Below are 18,761 nucleotides of genomic sequence, written 5' to 3'. Positions count from 1 at the left end.
GGCGCGCCACTCATGTCCGGATGGTGGTTTGACATCGTCCGGACAGGTCTCCATGTGTGTCGCAACCCGCCCCCGATGGACGGCAGGACGCGTCCAGCGCCGGTCGATCCGGGGTCATTGTCTCGCAGGATCTGTTTGATGGCGAACCGGCACCTCCAACCTGAGCGCGTGCCCGCGTGCCCGTAACACCGGCGCATGGCCTGACGACGGTGTCCGACCCGGTGATCCTGACCGACGGCTGTCATCACCTCCGCCTGGCTTCCGGGGATATTGTCCCGCTGTTCGAGGCGCCGGGCCTGCCGTCATGCAGCTTCCTCCCCGGTTGGTCGCCGGTCGCCCTGTATTCGGGCGCGGGCGCCGTCAGCGTGCTGGCGTTCGAGGGGCCGGGCGGCGCCACCGGCTGCTGGCTTCTCGACCGCGACAATGTGCGACTGGGCGACAGCCTTGGCGAGTTGCCGCCGGAGCTCGCCGCCGACTTGCTCGACAGCCTGCGTCCGGTGGTGGCGGCGCTCGCCGGCGAGCTGCTGCTGCGGACCCATCCGAGCCCCTCCGCATTGCAGGAGGCGCTGGCATTCCTGCATCTCGGCAGGGAGTTGCGGGAACAGGTTGCCGACGCGCTGTCTCTCGACCTGGTGGTTCCGCCGCAAGTCCTGCTGGCGGACGCGCTGGCAACCAGCACCCTGGTGCCGACCCCGGACGGCGTCGTGCCCGAGGTCGCCATCGACCGCCTGCTGGTCCGTGCCGGTTTCGCCGTCGACCTGCAGGACCGGCTGGTCTCGAGCACCCTGGCTGGGCTGCTGGAATGGCCGAGCCCGGTCGACGGGCGGATGGTGGCCACCCAGCAGTGCCTGTATCTTGATGATTTCCGGCTGGCCTACCGCTTCGTCGACTCCCGACATGGCCTGCTGTTCTATGTCGTGGCCTCGGATCATCTCTGCCGGTCGCTTGCCCTCTATCTGCCGACCGCCGACCTGCTGGTGGTGAAGGACGACTGGAGCCGGCATCTCACGGAGGTGTATTTCCCGGTCGGCATCGCCCGTCGGCTGGCGGCGCATTGCGCGGTCTGGGCGACCGAACTGGTCCCCGCCTTGTCCGTGGGTGCCCGGGGCATGGCCAGCGTCATGCGCGGTCCGGGCGGTGCGCATCTCGGGCACCAGCTCTGGAACGAGCTGACCGGCATGGAGAACCTGCTCACCCACGCCAACGGCGCCGAGCTGCCGGAGTGGATCGTCGCCGGTGGACCCGAAGGGGTGGAGTTCTGGGGGCCGATCGAGCGGCTGTTTCCCGAGCTCGAGGGGCGCGTCAATCGCAGCCTGGCGAGCGACGCCGACATCGCCAGCCATCTCTATGCCAACCGGCTCTGTGCCGCCCGGGTGACCGGCGAGCGGGTTTCGGCCGAGCTGCGTCGGCGGTTGCAGGCGAGCATCGACATGGCGCCGGCACGTGCGCGCCTGCGTGCGCTCCAGCATGGCGACGACATTGCATCGGCGGGTGCGGACGATGAGCGGCCGCCGGTGATCCTGTTCGGCCTGCGCGTCGAGAACCGCACCCTCACCGATCTCGCCGGGTTCTGCGTCAGGCTGGCAGGCTTCATCGCCGAGACGTGGCCCGGCGCCGTGCTGGTACTGGATGGACATAATGCGCGCGAGGTCGGCAGCGGTGTGCACGGCACCCGGATCATGAGCCACGGGGAGGTGTTCGCGCCCACCGAGCCGCTGGTGATCGAGCAGGCGATCGCCGCCCAGGTGCGCGAGGCGGTACTCGGCAGGCCGGTCCACATCGTCGACACGCTGGGTCTGCCGATCGCCGAGAGCCTGGCCTGGTCGATGCTGTCGGACTGCTTCATCTCGATCTGGGGCGCCAGCCTCGCCAAGTTCCGCTGGGTCTGCAACAAGCCCGGCCTGGCGATCAGCAGCCGCGCCAACCTGCTGCACCGCGACGACCTGCATATCTACGACCTGCCGCGCTACATGGAGGATCCGACCCAGCTGCTGATGGCGGACCCGGCCGCGGTCACCGACGATGGGGCCGCTCCCAGGCTGGTGCCGGTGGCGCTGGACAACCCGTTCTTCGCGAATTTCCGGGTCGACGAAGACCGCCTGTTCGACCAGTTCCGCGCCTTCGTGTTCGAGGTCATGACCGCCAAGTCGATCGCGCCGGAACCCGAGGACGTGCTGGCCTCCTGAACCGGCACGCCGCCGGGCAATAGCCGCTCTGTTCCAGCAGGCGACGTCTTCGTCTAGGTTGGCTGCCGTCGGGTTTACCGGGAGAAGGATGAACATGGTCTCGAGGGTGGCGATCATCGGCGCCGGCTGGTACGGGTGCCACCTGGGGAGCTCGCTCAAGGCGCTGGGCTTCGAGGTCAAGGTGTTCGAGCAGCACCACCGGCCGCTGCACGAGGCGTCCGGCAACAACCAGTTCCGGCTGCATCTCGGCTTCCATTATCCGCGCCATCACGGCACCCGGGTGCAATCGCGCGACGGGTTCATGCGGTTCATGGAGCGCTATCCGCAGCTCAGCCGGGAGATCGCGGAGAACATCTACGCGGTGCCGCGGGCCGAGAGCCTGATGGATTTCGCCACCTACCGGCTGATCATGACCTCGACCGGCATCGATTTCCGCGAGCAGAGCGAGACCTCGATCCCGATCCGCGAGATCGCGGGGCTCATGCTCACCGGCGAGCGGGTGCTGCTGATCGAGCAGTCCCGGCGGTTCTTCCGCGACCTGCTCGGCGACAGCCTGGTGCTCGACCACAAGGTCACCTCGATCGAGGAGGAGGCCGACGGCGTGCGTGTCGAGGGCGAGACCTTCGACCTGCTGATCGATGCCAGCTGGGGCCAGCAGCTCGGCATGCCGATGCCGTTCTTCTACGAGCCGACGATGCTGCTGTACTACGAGACCGACCACACCTTCCCGGCGGTCACCTTCGTCGATGGCCCGCTCTGCTCGGTGTATCCGACCGAGGATCCCAACATCTTCACGCTGTCGAGCGTGCCGCACACGCCGCTCGCCCGGGTGAATTCGGCGGCCGAGGCGCAGCGGATTCGCGACACGGTTTCGTCGGAGACGGTGACGGCCAAGGTGAAGGCGATGGAGGAGCAGGTGTCGCGCTACCTGCCGACCTTCAAGGAGAGCTTCCGCTTCGTGGGGCCGCAGCTCGCCATCAAGACCAAGCCGGTCGGCAATTTCGACGATCGCAGCTGCTCGGTGTTCCGCCGCGGCCGGGTGTTCCACGTCATGTCGGGCAAGATCGACACGATCTTCTTCGCGATGGAGCGGATCCTGGCCTTCATCGAGAGCAGCCGGGAGCGTGGCTTCGCACCGCTGGCAAGCCCGCTGCGCCGCGACATCGTCACCCGCAGCCTGCAGACCCAGGAGCATGGCTAGGGCCATGCGTGAAACGTGCCGGGAGCATGGCTAGGGCCATGCGTGGAACATGCCGGGAGCATGGCTTGGCCATGCGTGGAACATGCAGGGAGCATGGCTGAATGTCGGAGTTCACCACCGCGCGGGCGCTGATCGGGCATACCGGGTTCGTCGGCTCGAACCTGGTTCGCCAGCAGCAGTTCGACGCGCTCTACAACTCGACCAGCATCGGTGAGATCGACAGCCGCCACTTCACCGACGTGGTGTGCGCGGGCGTCGGTGCGGTGAAATGGTGGGCGAACCAGAACCCCGACGAGGACCGCGCCCGCATCGAGGGGCTGATGGCGCATCTCGACACCATCAGCGCCGACAACTTCACCCTGATCTCGACGATCGACGTGTATGGCTCGCCGATCGGGGTGACCGAGGCCGACGAGCCGGTGCTCGAGGGGCTGCACGCCTATGGCGCCAACCGCGCCATGCTGGAGAGCTGGGTGTCGGAGCGGTTCCCGAACCACCAGATCGTCAGGCTGCCGGCGCTGTTCGGCGCGGGTCTGAAAAAGAACGCGATCTACGATCTGATGCACGACAACCGCATCCAGGTGATCAACGGCGCTTCGGTGTTCCAGTGGTATCCGCTGGAGCGGCTGGGCGAGGACCTCGACCTGGTCCGCGAGCGTCATCTCGGCGTGGTCAACCTGGCCACCGAGCCGCTGTCGATGGAGGAGATCCGCGCCCGCTTCTTCCCCGGCAGCCATATCGGCGCCGAGGCCGCACCGACCGCGCGCTACGACATGCGGACCATCCACGATGCCGAGTTCGGCGGCGCCGATGGCTACATCCTCGACCGCGACGGGGTGCTCGATGCGATGGAGCGCTTCATCGCCAGCGAGAGCGTCCGGGGCGGCGAAGCGTGAGGCGGCTCGGCGTCTCCAACCTCGCCTGGTCGCCTGACGCCGAGACTGCGGCGCTCGCGCTGCTGGCCGAGCATGGCGTGTCCGGCGTCGAGGTGGCGCCGACGCGGATCGCGCCCTGGGAGGAGTTGACGCCGGCCAGGCTGGCAGCCTTCTGCGATGGTTGCCGCGAGGCCGGGCTGTCGGTGAGTTCGTTGCAGGCGGTGTTCTTCGGCCGCCCGGAGGCGACGCTGCTGGCCGATGCCGCCGGGTTCGATGCGATGTGCGCGCATATGCGGGTGCTGGCCGGCGTCGCCGAGGCGCTCGGGGCCGGGGTCGCGGTGTTCGGGGCGCCGAAGAGCCGGCTGCGCGGGGACCTGTCGAACCAGGTGGCGATGGCGCTGGCGGCCGAGCGGCTGCGCGTGCTCGGCGACATCGCGGCGACCGGCGGCCTGACCCTCGGCATGGAGCCGGTGCCGCCGGTGTATGGCGCCGACTTCCTCAACCGGTATCGCGACATCCTCGACATCGTGGCCCTGACCGACCATCCGAACGTGCGCGCGCATCTCGATACCGGCTGCGTCACCCTCGGCGGCGACCTGCCGGGGGACGCGATCCGCGCGGCCGCCCCCGTGCTGGCGCACTACCACATGGCCGAGGCGCAGCTCGGGCCGTTCGACGCGCCTGCCTTCGATCACGAAGCGGCCGGGAAGGCGCTCGACGAGATCGGCTACGATCGCTGGGTGGTGATCGAGATGAAGCAGGGTGAGGGCGACGGGCTTGCTGCAGTTGCCACCGCGATCGGGTATGCGAAACGCCATTACGTCCGGACCGCCGCATGATTGGCCGCCGCATGATCGGCCGTCGCGGGATCGGTGCCACCACACGTCGGCACGATTGAGGCGCCGGTGTCGAAGCGGACACGGCGCGCCGCTGCCCGGTCCGTCGCGCGGGCTGGGAGCACGCCGGTCGCCGCGGCCGATGCACCGGGGTCGGAAGCCGTGACGCCCGCTCCCGTGACCGCCGACGACATCCTGATTGCCGATCCCGTGACGGTCATCGACAGCGCGCTGCATGTCAGGCTGGCCGGGCACGACCTGCCGCTGCTGATGGGTGGGACGCCGGTGCCGGGGTTCCTGCCCGGGTGGCGCGCCGGATGGCTGTTCACCGGTTTCGCACCGCTGTTCCTGCTCGAGCTGGTGCATGACAGCGGCGCCCGCGCGACCTGGTTCCACGACTACCGGATGCAGCAGGTCGGCGATGCCGTCGCCACCCTGCCGAGCGACCTGCTCGACCTGCTGAAGCTGCACGCGCTGCCCCTGCTGCGGCTGATGACCGACCCGCTGCTGCACGCCGTCGAGCCGGTGCTGGATCCCCGCGTGCGCGCCTTCATGGGCATCAACCAGACCACCCGGCTGGCGATCGCGCATGCCTGCGTCGACGCGCTGGTCCGGCCGCCGGCGCTGTATCTCGCCGAGCACCTGATGCCGCATGCCCTGGTCTATCGCGGCGAGGACCAGGTGCTGCGCTCGATCGACCGTGAGTGCGTGGCCGAAGGGCTCGTGCAGGACTGGCAGGATCGCATCCCCGGATATGTCCGGGACGGCCGGATGAGCTGGCCGAGCCCGGTGGATGGCGAGACGCTGCACGCCCAGGGCAGCCTGGTGTTCGACGATTTCCATTTCGCCTACCGCTTCGCCGATCGTCGGCACGGGTTGGTGTTCTTCGTCATCGTCGGCGAGCATTTGTCGGCGATCGCCGGGGTCTGGTTCCCCTCGATGGGGCTGATGGTCAGCCACGACGAGGCGCAGCGCCGGCTCGCCTGGCAGCTGATCCGCAGCATGCCGGCCTGGTTCGTGACCCACGCGGCGGTCTGGGCGGAGGAGCTGTTCGACAGCCTCGGCCGGGGCGCCACGCGCTTCGCCAGCGTCATGCGCGGGCCGCCATCGGTGCATATCGGCCACCAGCTCTGGAACGAGCTCAGCGGCATCGACCGCTACGTGGCGGACGAAACCACGGCGGCGGGCGTGCCCCTCTGCGAGTGGATCGTGCTGAACCGCGGTGACGGGATCGAGCTCTACGGCCCGCTCGACACGCTGTTTCCCGAGCTCGCCGGCCGGGTCAATCGCCGCCTGCAGGATGGCGACGACCTCGCCCGCTACGCCTACGCCGAGGGCGTGTTCATCCTGCGCGTCACCCGCGAGTTCGTCTCCGCCAGCCTGCGAGAGCGTATCCGGCGCCATGTGGCGGCACTGCCGGCCGCGCGACGGGTCGCCGAGAGCATGCCGGTGGTGCGCGATGCGCCGGTGATCCTGTTCGGCCTGCGCGTCGAGAACCGCACGATCGTCGATCTGGGCGGCTTCCTGACTCAGTTCCTGGCGATGATCGCCGGGCGCCATCCGGGTGCGGTGGTGGTGTTCGACGGCCACAATGCGCCGAGCGAGGAAGCCGACGGCAGGGTGATCGGCAGCCATGGCGAGCGCTTTGCCGGCCGCAGCCCGGCCGATGTCGAGCATGAACTGGTAGCGTCCCTGCGTGCGGCGTTCGCCGACCTGCCGATCACGATCGCCGACACCATCGGCCGGCCGATCTCGGCGAGCCTCGCCTGGGCATCGGCGGCCGACTGCTTCGTCTCGATCTGGGGCGCCAGCCTGGCCAAGTACCGGTGGGTCTGCAACGTACCCGGCTACGTGCTGACCGGCCACACCAACCTGCTGCATCGCGGCGACCTGCACATCTACGACGATCCGAAATACATGCAGGACCCGTCGCCGCTGATCTTCGCCAACCCGGAGCTGGTGACCGACATTCCCGATGCGGTCCAGCTGGTGCCGGTGGCGCCCGGTGCGTGGGCGCTGTTCAATTTCCAGCTCGATACGCCACGCATCATCACAGACATCGACGGCTTCATCGACCGCAGCCTCGCGGCCGGCGCGTCCCGGAGGCCGTCCGCCGGTTAACCGATCCTTCACCCTGGCAGCCGCATATCGGGCGTGTCGGGGCAGCGCGGGGACATCATGGGTCGCACGGCGCGTGTGCCATCGCTCGAGCGTGTTCTTGGCGCGGGCATTGCCGATCATCGCGCCGGTCGGCTGGGTGACGCGGAACAGCGCTACCGCCAGGTGCTCGCGATCGATCCACGACAGGCCGACAGCCTGCATCTGCTCGGGGTGGTGGCGTCGCAGACCGGGCGCACCGACCTCGCCATCGAGTTGATGCGCGCCGCGATTGCCGTCGCTCCGCGGCTGGCGACATGCCACTCGAACCTCGGCAACGAATTGGCCGGGCGAGGTGAGCTCGACGCCGCGGTGGCCTGCTTCGACACCGCACTCTCATTGCAACCCGGCCTCGGCGAGGCGCACGTCAACCTGGGCAATATCTGGCTCGGGTTGGGCCGTCTGGACGCGGCCGCCGCTTGCTACTGCCGGGCACTCGCGTTGCAGCCGGACCTGGTTCCGGCGCTGAGCAACCTCGGCGACGCGCTGCGGCAACTGGGACGGCTCGACGAAGCCGGGCGGCGCTACCGCCAGGCCCTGCACGTCGCTCCCGGTCATCCGGAAGCCAGGCTTGGCCTGGGCAACGTCCTGCTGGCGCAGAAGCACCCGGATGCCGCGATCGCCTGCTTCCGCGAGGTCCTGGAACCGAGGCCGGATTTCCTGGCCGCACGGATCAACCTGGGCGTCGCCCTCACGCGGCGGGCGCAGCCGGAGGATCTCGACGAGGCGGTGTCCTGCTTCGTGAGCGCGATCGCCCTGAAGCCGGATCACCCGGACACCTACAACAATTTCGGCGACACCCTGATGGAACAGGGCCTGCTGGACGAGGCCTCGGCCTGCTTCAACATGGCCGTCGTCCTGAAGCCGGACTACGCGGAAGCCCATGCCAACCTGAGCGGCGCACTCAGGAGCCAGATCCGCCTGGGGAAGTCTTTGCATCACGCGCGGCGTGCCGTTGCGCTGGCGCCTGAGCTGGCTGCCGCGCATTGCGCCCTGGGCGCCACGCTCCGGGCACTCGGACAGCTCGACGAGGCGATAGACCCGCTCAGACGGGCGGTGGCACTTCAGCCGGACGACGCGGAGGTCCACTCCGACCTGGCCGGCGCGTTGCTCGCGCGGGGCGACATGTCGGAGGGGTGGCGGTCCTACGAGTGGCGCAGCCGGACGCGACACATGCTGGCTGGGCAGCGTGATTTCGGCGTGCCGCAATGGCGGGGCGAGGAGGCAGTCGGCCGGACGCTGTTGATCCATGCCGAGCAGGGCTTCGGCGACACGCTGCAGTTCTGCCGCTACGCAAGCATGGCGGCGGCGCGCGGTCTGCGGGTGATCCTGGAAGTGCAGAAGCCGCTGGTTCGGCTGCTGGGGACGTTGCCCGGGGTCGAGCAGGTTCTCGCGCGAGGTGAGGCACTGCCGGACATTGATCTGCATCGCCCGATGCTCAGCCTGCCGCTGGCATTCGCCACCACCCTGTGGTCCGTTCCAGGCGACGGCGCCTATTTGCGTGCAGATCCCGTTCAGGTCACCCACTGGCAGGCGCGGTTTCCTGCAGACCAAATCCGGTCGTCCAGGATCGGCCTGTTGTGGGCCGGAAACGCCTATGCGGGGTCGCCGAAGCTGGCACTGCTCAACCGGCGGCGCAGCTTGGATCCGGCAGGGCTGGAACCGCTATTGGCGCTCCCCGGCCTGCAATTCTTCAGCTTGCAGCACGATTCCGAAGCAATGCTGCCGCCCGGGCCGTTGATCGACGTGATGAGCGAGATGTCCGACTTCGCCGATACCGCGGCACTGATCGCGACACTCGACCTCGTCATCTCGGTCGACTCCGCAGTGGCGCACCTGGCCGGAGCACTCGGCAAGCCGGTCTGGCTGCTCGACCGGTTCGATCCGTGCTGGCGCTGGATGACCGGCCGGACCGATAGCCCGTGGTATCCGACATTGCGGATCTTTCGCCAGCCACAGCCGGGGGACTGGCACTCGGTGCTGGCGGACGTCGTGGCGGAGCTCAAGGAAGGCCAGGGCCTGCCCTGGACCCGCTCAAGGCGGAGCCTGGAGGATCCAAGATTCCAAGGGGAACGAGGGTAGATGTTGTAAATCATCTTGATCCGTGCTTCATGCGCGGCTCCCTGCCGGCGCGAGTGGCATCGCCCGGCTATACCCATGCTTCCGCTTCCGCGAAGGCGCCGCGACCCGAGGATCCCTTCGGCCGGTCGGGTTGAATGCATCCGAAGGGAGAACCCATGCCACTTTATGAATGCATCCTTATCGCGCGTAACGACGTCACGCAGCAGCAGGTCGAGGCTGTCGCCGACACCATCGCCACGCAGCTCGAGACCGAGGAAGGCTCCATCCAGAAGCGCGAGTATTGGGGGCTGCGCAGCCTCGCATACCGCATCAAGAAGAACCGCAAGGGGCACTACCTGCTCCTCGGCCTGGATGCCAAGCCCGCCTCGATCAACGAGATAGAGCGCCAGCTCAGCCTCAACGAGGACATCCTCCGCTTCATGACGATCCGCGTCGAGGCGATCGAGGAGGCACCGTCCGCCATCCTCAGCCGCAAGGCCGATGATCGCGAGCGCGGGTTCCGTGGTCCGAAGCCGGCCGGACGCTTCGATAGCGGCCGCAAGCGTGGCTACGACGACCGCGAGGAGTTCCGCGCCCGTGACGAGGGCGGTGAGCGTCCCGAGCGCGGCCCGCGCGGCCCGCGTCCTGAATTCGCCGAGGCGGAGTAAGCACCGATGTCACAGTCCTATAGCCCGCCATCCGGCGCCGGCGCGGAAGAAGGCGGCGCTGGTCGCCGTGCAGCAGTCGGCGCCCGCCGGCCGTTCTATCGCCGTCGCAAGTCCTGCCCGTTCTCCGGCCCGAACGCGCCGAAGATCGACTACAAGGACGTGCGCCTGCTGAGCCGCTTCCTGTCCGAGCGCGGCAAGATCGTGCCGAGCCGGATCACCGCGGTGTCGGCAAAGAAGCAGCGCGAGCTCGCCCAGGCGATCAAGCGCGCCCGCTTCCTGGCACTCCTTCCCTACATCCTGAGCTGAGGGAGCAAGACAGATGTCGGCAACCGAAGTGATCCTGCTGCAGCGCGTCGACAAGCTGGGGCAGATGGGCGAAATCGTGAAGGTGAAGCCGGGTTACGCCCGCAACTTCCTGCTGCCCCAGGGCAAGGCGATCCGCTCCAACACGGCGAACCGGGCGCGCTTCGAGGGCGAGCGGATCCAGCTCGAAGCCACCAACATCAAGCGTCGCGAGGAGGCCGAGCGCCTCGCCGAGCGGATGAGCGGCCTCACGGTCGTGATCATCCGCCAGGCCGGTGACAGCGGCAGCCTGTATGGCTCCGTTTCGCCGCGGGATATCGCGGTGGCGGCGGCCGAGGGTGGTCTCACCATCAATCGCCAGCAGGTGCAGCTCGAGCATCCGATCAAGACGCTCGGCCTGTCCGACGTCCGGGTGGTGCTGCATCCCGAAGTGACCATCCGGGTCGTGGCGAACGTCGCCCGCTCCGTCGAGGAGGCCGAGCGCCAGGCCCGCGGCGAGCGCGTCGGTCGCGACGACGAGGATGAGGACGAGGACGACCAGCCGGCGTTCGGCGGCGCGGCCGATGACGCCGATGCCGACCTGGATCAGACCGCCTGACCGCTCGACGTTACTGATCCGCGGTCGCCCGACTGAGGGCGGCAGCGGCACCTGAAAGGACGGCCCGGATGACAAGTCCGGGCCGTTTTCACGTTTGCGCGCTCGATCTCTCGTAGGGTTTGCCCCGGCTTGCCCGGTGTCTCATGGTGACGTCGTAAGGTGACGGAGCCGAGGCGCATGAATATCCTGCTCGACCAGGTCCTGAAGCGCTTCATCAGGCAGGGACGGCTCGATATTCGCTACGCCGATGGCAAGGTCCGCTCCTACGGGAGGGGCACCCCACACGTCGCTCTCGAGATCCTGCAACAGAAGGTCGAGAACGACCTTTTGCTCAACCCTGGGTTGCTGTTCGGCGAGGCCTACATGGACGGTACGCTCCGTCCGGTGAACTGCTCGCTCTACGACCTGGTCGATGTCTTCATGGTCAATGCGATGCAAGGGACGCACCCGGGCGCCGTGGTGACGTCCAAGCTGCGCGAATTGCGGCGGGTCTGGACACAGTATAATCCGGCCAGCCGGGCGCGCCGCAACGTGGCGCATCATTACGATCTGAACGGGCGCCTCTACAGCCTGTTCCTGGATCGCGACCGGCAATATTCCTGTGCCTATTTCCCCCGAGGCGACGAAACGCTCGACGAGGCGCAGGAGGCCAAGAAGCACCACATCGCCGCGAAGCTGAAACTGGATCGGCCGGGACTCGAGGTGCTGGATATCGGCTCCGGCTGGGGCGGACTGGCGCTGACCCTGGCGCGGGATTACGGCGCCCGCGTCACCGGCGTCACGCTCTCGACCGAGCAGCTGGCCGAAAGCCGCGCGCGCGCCGAGGCGGAGGGCCTGAGCGACCGGGTTCGTTTCGAGCTTGTGGATTACCGCTCGATCGTCAAGCGTTTCGACCGCGTGGTGTCGGTCGGCATGTTCGAGCATGTCGGCGTCGGTCATTTCGAGACGTATTTCGCGAAAATCCGTGACTGCCTGACCGAGGATGGCGTCGCCCTGGTGCATTCGATCGGCCGCTCGGAGGGGCCGGGTGCGACCAATGCCTGGCTCGACAAATACATTTTCCCGGGCGGCTACTCGCCGGCGATGAGCGAGACGTTCGCGGCGATCGAGCGCACCGGCCTCTGGGTGACCGATTGCGAGGTGCTGCGGCTGCATTATGCGAAAACCATCACCCATTGGCGCAAGCGGTTTGCCGCCAACCGGACCGTCATCGCCTCGCTCTACGACGAACGATTCTGCCGCATGTTCGAGCTTTATCTGGTCGGTGCGGAGGTAGCATTCCGCAGACAGGGCCACATGAACTTCCAGATCCAGCTGACCCGCCGCATCGACGCCGTCCCCTTCACCCGCGACTACATGTTCGACGCCGAACGTGCCGCACATTCGATGGCGCATGGCAGGGTCGAGGCGGAACAGCTAGAGGAGAGGGAGCGCATCGACGCCGATTGAGGCCGCGCATCACGGGAGGCCGCACTGGAAGACGACGCCAAGCCGAGACCGTCGGTCCGCAAGCGCGCAGATGCGATCAAGGCGTTCCGCTGCAAGCACCTGATCGCCGTGATCGAGAATCCGACCGACGTGAAGAACATCGGAACGGTGATCAGGAACGCGAACGCCCTCGGCGTCGAGAAGGTCTATGTCGTCGATACGCGCCGGGCCCTCCCGGACGACTGGCAGGATCTACGCGATCAGCGGTCGGTTTCCAAAACCTCCGTATCTGCCGTGAAGTGGACGTTCGTGAAGCGTTTCGACACGACGGACGAGTGCTTCGATCATCTCGAGGCGATGCGGTTCAAGTCGATCGTCACGTCGCCGCATGTGAAGGGGAAGGCCAGCATCTTTCTCCACGACGGCGACTACACGATACACCCGAAACTCGCAGTCTGGTTCGGTAGCGAAGCAGTCGGGATCAGCGACCTCGCCGTTGCGAGAAGCGAGATGTGCGTGAGCATACCGATGTTCGGGATGATCGAGAGCCTCAATCTCGGGACCAGTTCCGGCATCGTTCTCTACGAGGTCGCAAAGCAGCGACGCGCATATCAGAGCAAGTACCGGTTGCGCGGGCAGAAGGGCGAACGCGCAACGCCTTTGCCGACCGTAATCCCGCCGGAGATCTAGCAGGCTTCAGGTCGCGCCGAGGTCAGGCCTTACAACAGCCTGGCAAGCCGGTCGAACTCTTCGATCGCAAGCGTCTCGGCGCGACGTTCGGGATCGATGCCGGCGCGCTCGAGCAAGGCTGCCCCACCGAGCGACTTCAGCGATCCGCGCAGCATCTTGCGACGCTGGCCGAATGCCGCAGCGGTCAGACGCTCCATGGCGCGGAACAGGTCCGGCTCCGGCTGCACCGCGTGCGGCACCAGCCCGACCACGGCGGAGAACACCTTGGGCGGCGGCGAGAACGCGCCCGGCGGGATGCGCATCAGCAGGTCGGCGCGGCAGGTCCACTGCGCCAGCACCGCCAGCCTGCCATACGCGTCGGTGTCGGGTGCGGCCGCGATCCGCTCGGCGACTTCCAGCTGGAACATCAGCGTCAGCCGCTCCCAGGACGCCGCCTGGCGCAGCCAGCCGATCAGCAGCGGGGTGCCGACATTGTACGGCAGGTTGGCGACGATCTGCCGCGGCGACGGCACCAGGGCGGCCAGGTCGAGCTGCATCGCGTCGGCCTCGAGCAGCCGCAACCGCTCGGTGGGCGGGTCACCGGCATTGACGTCCAGGCGCAGCTCCTCGATCGCCGGCACCGCGCGGCTGTCGATCTCGATCGCCGTGACACCTGCGGCAGGGGTCGCCAGCAACGCACGGGTCAGGCCCCCGGGTCCGGGTCCGACCTCGACCACATGGCGGCCGGTGAGATCCCCGGCGCAGGCGGCGACGCGGGCGATCAGCGTCGGGTCGAGCAGGAAATGCTGGCCCAGCGACTTGCGGGCATCGAGCCCATGCCGGGCAATGACGTCCCTGAGCGACGGCAGGTCGTCGGCCAGGGACACGGGCGGCCTCAGGAACGCATGTCGATCGTCGCCTTGCGGTGCAGGTCGCGATTCAGCTGGCGCGAGATCAGCTCGACCCGGTCGCTCAGCAGCTGGTCGGCGATCTCCTCGGTGCTGCGGTCGGCCAGGTTCTTCTGCGTCCTGGAGCACACCATGATGACGTCGATGCCGTCGCTCGAGACCAACGGATGGCTCGCCTCGTTGACCGCCAGCGGCTCCAGCACATGCGCCATCTGCGGGTTCAGGCGGTCGAGCTGCACGGTTCCGGGATCGCTCGGACGCTTCTCGCCGAAGCTCTTGTTGGCGGCGGCGATGGCGTCGCAGTCATGCGCGGACTTCGACAGAGCGGTCGCCTTCTGCAGGTCCTGCTGCTGCTGCGGCGTCGGCGCCTGCGGGTTCAGCGGGCTGTCGAAGGCCATGAACGCCTGGCGCAGGTCCAGCATGGTCGCCATGTCGGTGCCGATGGTGCGGCGGCCGGCGAGGGCGATGATCTCGTAGCCGCCCGCCACCTTGATCGGGTTGCTGATGGCGCCCACCGGCATCACCTTGGCGACCGCCACCACCTGCGGATCGAGGTTGTCGGCCTGCACCCAGCCCAGCGATCCGCCATCCAGCGCGGTCTGGCTCTGGCTGAACTGGGCGGCGACGATCGGGAACGGTGCGCCCGCATGCAGCTGCTGGATGACGGTGGTGGCGAATTTCAGCGCCTCGCCGTCGTTTTTCGGGTCATCCACCGGCACGAAGATCTCGCTGATCTGGTACTCGGGCTGGCCGGCCTCGCGCTTGAGGGCGTCGGCGCGCTGGCGGATCTCGGCCGCGGTCACCCGGGAGCGGTCGCCGAGCTGCTGGCGCAGCACGCCGGTCCAGGCCAGCTGCACCCGGATCTGGTCGATCAGGGTGGTGAGCGCCACGCTCTGGTCGCCGAGCCGGTCGCGCAGGGTGTTCGGCTTCATGTTGTTGCGCTTCTCGATGTCGCTGATCGAGGCGGCGATCTGGTCGATCGGCACATTGATGTGGCGCTGCTGGATCTCCTGCATGCGCAGCTTCTCGTCGATCAGCTGGCGGGTGATCTGCGGGCGCAGGCGGGACAGCACGTCCTCGTTCATCGGCAGGCCGGTCGAGAGCGCGAACAGCCGGCCGCGATCATCGACGTCGCGGCGGGTGATGATCTGGCCGTTCACCACCGCGATGATGGCGTCCTGCGAGACGCCGGCGGGGGCGGATTTGCCGCTCGTGCCGGACCCCGCGGCCGCGGGGCCGGGCTGGCCGTGATGGTGGGCGCCGGCGAAGGCCTCGGCGGAGGCGGCCAATCCGAAGCAGGCCAATCCGCAAAAGGCTGCGACTGCGACCGTCGGAAGGGTGAGGCGCCTGGTACTCATGGCTGGTTCCTGGTCTGCCACTCAGCCATTCACCGGGAAGGTGCCGAGCGTCTTGAAGGTGAGGGTGAAGAGGATCGAGCTGTCGCCGCTGTCGCCGTTGATGGTCGTGTAGCGCCGGTTGAAGGCGACGTCGAAGATGAAGCAGTCGTTCGTGTAGGCGAAATCGGTGCCCAGCGCCACGAACTGGTTGGTGGCGAGGTCGCGGCGGCCATAGGCGGACACGCGGAACTGCTTGTAGGTGCTCGAGACGCCGAGCGTGCCCTCGTTGGTCGGCACGAGGAACTGCGACGGCGGCCCGACCGTGTAGGGGTTGCTGTTGTAGTAGTAGTAGTAGCTGCGCGAATTGTAGATGTAGCCGCCACTGACGCTCAGCAGCGGCACGCCGACGGTGACCAGGCCGTCGGCGAAGTGGGTCTGGCCGCTCTCGTGGTCCATGCGGTCGCGCAGGGTGAGGTCGATGTACTTGTTCGGCGTGAAGCTGAGCCGGCTGACGATGTCCGAGGCGTGGGTCTCGAGGCCGCTATCCGGCAGCTGGTTCCGGTCGATGTGCTCCTGGTAGCTCTCGCCGATCAGCGCATCGATCTGGTGGCCGTTGAACGACCAGTTGGCGTGCAGCCCGACATTGGCGCGCATGCCGCCATCCAGCCGGTCGATGCCCTCGTGCCGGTTCAGCGCGAACAGCGTGGTGTCGGTGAACTCGTAATCGAGGCTGTCCTCGTTCGGGCGGTTGCGGGTGCTGCTGTTGCCGGAGTTGGGGGCGGCGATCAGCTGCACGATCGGCTCGATCACCGCCGAGCCGTTCTTGAGCGTCTTCAGGAACGGCCAGTTCATCTTGACGGCGACCGTCGGCAGCGCCTGCCCGGTGGTGGCGGCGTTCACCCCGGCATAGTTCGGGACCAGGTCGAGCTTGGTCGCCTTGTACACCTCGCTGTCGACGTGGCCGGTGAACACGAACTCCTGGCCCAGCGCGTTGGTGAACGGGCGGTCGTAGTTCAGGCTCAGCGACAGGCGCTGGTCCGAGGTGCCGTCGGGGCGGTAGATGTTGAAATCGTTGGTGTTGAGCGAGATCCGGCCGCCGAGCGCATCCGGCTCGCCCATGAAGGCATACTCGTAGCGCGGCAGCACGAACGGCAGCTGGCTCGAGTTGATGACGCCGGTATTCAGCCCCTGGAAGAAGCTGCCATCGAGCCTGGAATACGAGCCCAGCCCGAAGCCCTCGAGATAGATGTTGCTGCCCAGCACATCGGCGCCGTAGCCGGTGATGCGGTAGTCGCGCAGGTAGTTCGCGGAGCTTGCGACGTTGATGTCGGCACCGTAGCGCCAGGTCTGGTTCAGATTGAACTGGGTGTGCGCGTACAGGTAGCCCTGTACTCCCTTGTCGTCGACCGCAGGCTCCAGCGTGCCGTTGTCGTAATAGGCCGCCTGGTTGTTGGTGTCGTAGGCGATGGCGCCGGTCAGATGGACGATGCCCTCGTTGAAGTGCTCGCGATATTGCGCGGTGAGCTGCGGCCCGGTGGCACTCGAGACCAGCGGCACGAAGGTCACGTCGGTGCTGCGGTTGATCGCCCAGAAATACGGCAGCGTGGCGTAGGTGCCGAGATGCTTGTCGGACGGCGAGATGTCGCCGAGCAGGAAACCGCTCTGCCGTTTCACCGACGGATCCGGCGTCGAGAAGTACGGCAGGTAGAAGACCGGGATGCCGAACATGTCGAGATAGACGTCGCGATACTCGATGCGCTTGTGCTCGAGGTCGTCGGTCGCGTCGTAGGCGCGCATCTGCCAGAACGGCGGCTGGTCGGGGTGTTTCGCGCAGAGCTTGCAGGCGGTGTACACGGCGCGCGACATCTGGTTGATCTTGCCGTCGGTGCGACGGGCGCCGTTCGCACCCAGCTTGCCGTTCATCGAGAGCAGCGAGCGCATGTTGGTCATGACGCCCTCGCGCATGCCCTGCGTGAGCTCGGCGTAGTCGGCGAACAGCACCTCGCCGTCCGGCTCCAGGATCGCGACATGGCCGCTGGCGGCAGCGACGTTGGTGTTGCGGTCGAACGTCACCTTGTCGGCGCGCAGGATATGGTCGTTCTGCCAGATCTCGACATGGCCGGTCCAGGTGACGATGCCGGCCTTGCTGTCGTAGTCCACGCTGTCGGAGCGGAACGTCACCGGCTCGTTGCGCACGATCGGCGCACCCTTGGCGGCACCCGCACCGGGAAGCGCGATCTGCGCCTGTGCCGCCTCGAACGGCGAGCCGGCGATCGACAGCCCGTACAGCCCGCCGACCATCAGCATGCAGCGTGTGCGCCAGGCACCTTTGGCCGCGGCCGGGGGGCGGGACGCGGTCTCGCGTGGCTTCATGGCCGGACGGCCGGGCCGTCGGGAGGGGGCAGGCAAGCGGCGCATCAGCCGTCCTCCAGATGCAGCAGAAGGGTGATGGCGAGCAGCAGTCCGGCTGCGGCCGGTGCCCAGGCCGCCATGACCGGCGGCAGGGCTCCCGACTGGCCGAACTGCTCGGCCACCTTGGACACCGTGAACAGCGCGAAGCCGGCCGCGACGCCGCTGCCGATCATCCGCGCGACGCCGCCGCGACGCACCGGGCGCATCGAGAAGCCGGCCGACACCAGCGCCATCGTTCCGGCCAGCAGCGGCAGCGCCAGCAGCTCCTGGAAGTGCAGCCGGTGGCGGATCGCCGAGAAGCCGGAGCGTTCCAGCAGCGCGATGAAGCCGGGCAGCGACCAGACGGACAGGGTGTCGGGCGCGGCGAAGCTCTCCTGCACGCGGCTCACGGTGAGGTCGGTGGGCAGGGTGGCATTACCGATCGGCTCCGGAAGGTGGTCGGGCTTGATGCTGCGGGCACCATGGAACACCCATTGGCGCTTGCCGAGATGGCCCTCATCCGCCTCGATCCGGCTGAGCAGCCGGTCGTGCGCATCGAGGCGGAATACGCTGATCCCATGCACGTCGAGCGCCCCATGGCTCAGCATCACCTGCCGCGCATGCAGGATCGCGATGCCACCCGGAGTGAGGCCGGCATCGGCCTGGCGCAGCCATAGCTGGCCACCGGACAGGTTAAGCGGCCCGCCGGCGTTGCGCAGGTAGGCGTTGTCGAGATCCTCGGCCTTGGCATAGGTCGCCGAGGAGAGCGGGCTCAGCAGCGTGGTCGCGGTGAGGCCCAGCCCCATGGCGCAGGCCAGCGGGGCGGCCAGGAACTGCCAGGCCGAGATGCCGGCGGCCCTGGCGACGATCAGCTCGGAGGACCGGGTCAGCCGCCAGAAGCACACGATGCCCCCCAGCAGCACCCCGAAGGGCAGCAGATCGATGCAGAAATAGGGCAGGTGCAGGGCGGCGATCTCGACCGCCAGGCTGTCCGGCACGTCCGGCCGGGTGGCGGCGCGGCGCAGCAGGTCGATGAAGTCGAACAGCGACACCAGGCCGGTGAGGAAGGCCACCATCGCCAGCACCGCGAGGGTGAACTGCTTGGCGATATAGAGCGACAGGGTGACGGCGACCGGCATGGTC

At 67.7% G+C, this 18,761-nt stretch carries 15 protein-coding genes; 11 read left to right on the top strand and 4 right to left on the bottom strand.

What is annotated here, in order from left to right; all coding sequences use genetic code 11:
- Positions 1 to 176: 176 nt before the first annotated feature.
- The 11 genes from ACOEQ2_RS03835 to ACOEQ2_RS03785 all read left to right on the top strand — a co-directional run bounded on the left by ACOEQ2_RS03835 (position 177) and on the right by ACOEQ2_RS03785 (position 13,003).
- Positions 177 to 2,186 (top strand): hypothetical protein, encoded by a 2,010-nt coding sequence (locus ACOEQ2_RS03835; RefSeq protein WP_419730064.1) that lies wholly within the window; start codon positions 177 to 179, stop codon positions 2,184 to 2,186.
- Positions 2,187 to 2,274: 88 nt separating this feature from the next.
- Positions 2,275 to 3,387, top strand: a complete 1,113-nt coding sequence (locus ACOEQ2_RS03830; protein ID WP_419730063.1) for an FAD-dependent oxidoreductase — start codon at positions 2,275 to 2,277, stop codon at positions 3,385 to 3,387.
- 101 nt (positions 3,388 to 3,488) lie between these two features.
- Entirely contained in the window at positions 3,489 to 4,283 is a 795-nt protein-coding gene (locus ACOEQ2_RS03825) for a hypothetical protein (RefSeq protein WP_419730062.1), read from the top strand.
- Positions 4,280 to 5,101, top strand: a complete 822-nt coding sequence (locus ACOEQ2_RS03820) for a sugar phosphate isomerase/epimerase family protein (protein ID WP_419730061.1) — start codon at positions 4,280 to 4,282, stop codon at positions 5,099 to 5,101. The genes ACOEQ2_RS03825 and ACOEQ2_RS03820 overlap by 4 nt, the downstream gene beginning before the upstream one ends.
- 159 nt (positions 5,102 to 5,260) lie before the next feature.
- Positions 5,261 to 7,219 (top strand): hypothetical protein, encoded by a 1,959-nt coding sequence (locus ACOEQ2_RS03815; RefSeq protein ID WP_419730060.1) that lies wholly within the window; start codon positions 5,261 to 5,263, stop codon positions 7,217 to 7,219.
- Between the two features lie 57 nt (positions 7,220 to 7,276).
- Positions 7,277 to 9,337: a tetratricopeptide repeat protein gene (locus ACOEQ2_RS03810; protein ID WP_419730059.1), complete on the top strand. Its 2,061-nt coding sequence runs from the start codon at positions 7,277 to 7,279 to the stop codon at positions 9,335 to 9,337.
- 155 nt (positions 9,338 to 9,492) lie between these two features.
- Entirely contained in the window at positions 9,493 to 9,984 is a 492-nt protein-coding gene (rpsF, locus tag ACOEQ2_RS03805) for a 30S ribosomal protein S6 (RefSeq protein ID WP_419730058.1), read from the top strand.
- Between the two features lie 6 nt (positions 9,985 to 9,990).
- Positions 9,991 to 10,290, top strand: coding sequence for a 30S ribosomal protein S18 (gene rpsR / locus ACOEQ2_RS03800; protein WP_419730057.1), 300 nt, complete (start codon positions 9,991 to 9,993; stop codon positions 10,288 to 10,290).
- A 13-nt stretch (positions 10,291 to 10,303) separates the two neighbouring features.
- Positions 10,304 to 10,885: a 50S ribosomal protein L9 gene (rplI, locus tag ACOEQ2_RS03795; RefSeq protein ID WP_419730056.1), complete on the top strand. Its 582-nt coding sequence runs from the start codon at positions 10,304 to 10,306 to the stop codon at positions 10,883 to 10,885.
- Positions 10,886 to 11,062: 177 nt separating this feature from the next.
- Complete coding sequence (locus tag ACOEQ2_RS03790) at positions 11,063 to 12,334, top strand: class I SAM-dependent methyltransferase (protein WP_419730055.1); 1,272 nt, start codon at positions 11,063 to 11,065, stop codon at positions 12,332 to 12,334.
- Positions 12,335 to 12,442: 108 nt separating this feature from the next.
- Positions 12,443 to 13,003, top strand: coding sequence for a TrmH family RNA methyltransferase (locus tag ACOEQ2_RS03785; protein WP_419730054.1), 561 nt, complete (start codon positions 12,443 to 12,445; stop codon positions 13,001 to 13,003).
- A 29-nt stretch (positions 13,004 to 13,032) separates the two neighbouring features.
- Here ACOEQ2_RS03785 and rsmA read toward each other — a convergent pair whose 3' ends face one another.
- Genes rsmA through lptG form a run of 4 tightly spaced genes read right to left on the bottom strand, consistent with a single transcriptional unit; the run spans position 13,033 to position 18,757 of the window.
- A complete protein-coding gene (rsmA, locus tag ACOEQ2_RS03780; RefSeq protein ID WP_419730053.1) occupies positions 13,033 to 13,869 on the bottom strand; it encodes a 16S rRNA (adenine(1518)-N(6)/adenine(1519)-N(6))-dimethyltransferase RsmA in 837 nt (278 codons plus the stop codon).
- A gap of 8 nt (positions 13,870 to 13,877) precedes the next feature.
- The gene (locus tag ACOEQ2_RS03775; RefSeq protein WP_419730052.1) at positions 13,878 to 15,248 is read right to left on the bottom strand and encodes a peptidylprolyl isomerase; all 1,371 of its coding nucleotides are present in this window, start codon (positions 15,246 to 15,248) and stop codon (positions 13,878 to 13,880) included.
- 21 nt (positions 15,249 to 15,269) lie between these two features.
- Complete coding sequence (locus ACOEQ2_RS03770) at positions 15,270 to 17,600, bottom strand: LPS-assembly protein LptD (protein ID WP_419730051.1); 2,331 nt, start codon at positions 17,598 to 17,600, stop codon at positions 15,270 to 15,272.
- 44 nt (positions 17,601 to 17,644) lie between these two features.
- Positions 17,645 to 18,757 (bottom strand): LPS export ABC transporter permease LptG, encoded by a 1,113-nt coding sequence (lptG, locus tag ACOEQ2_RS03765; RefSeq protein ID WP_419730050.1) that lies wholly within the window; start codon positions 18,755 to 18,757, stop codon positions 17,645 to 17,647.
- Positions 18,758 to 18,761 lie beyond the last annotated feature (4 nt).

Source organism: Lichenicola sp., assembly GCF_965198575.1.
Taxonomy (GTDB): Bacteria; Pseudomonadota; Alphaproteobacteria; order Acetobacterales; family Acetobacteraceae; genus Lichenicola.
The sequence above is the reverse complement of the archived record's forward strand: the minus strand, read 5'-3'. Positions and strand labels throughout refer to the sequence as shown.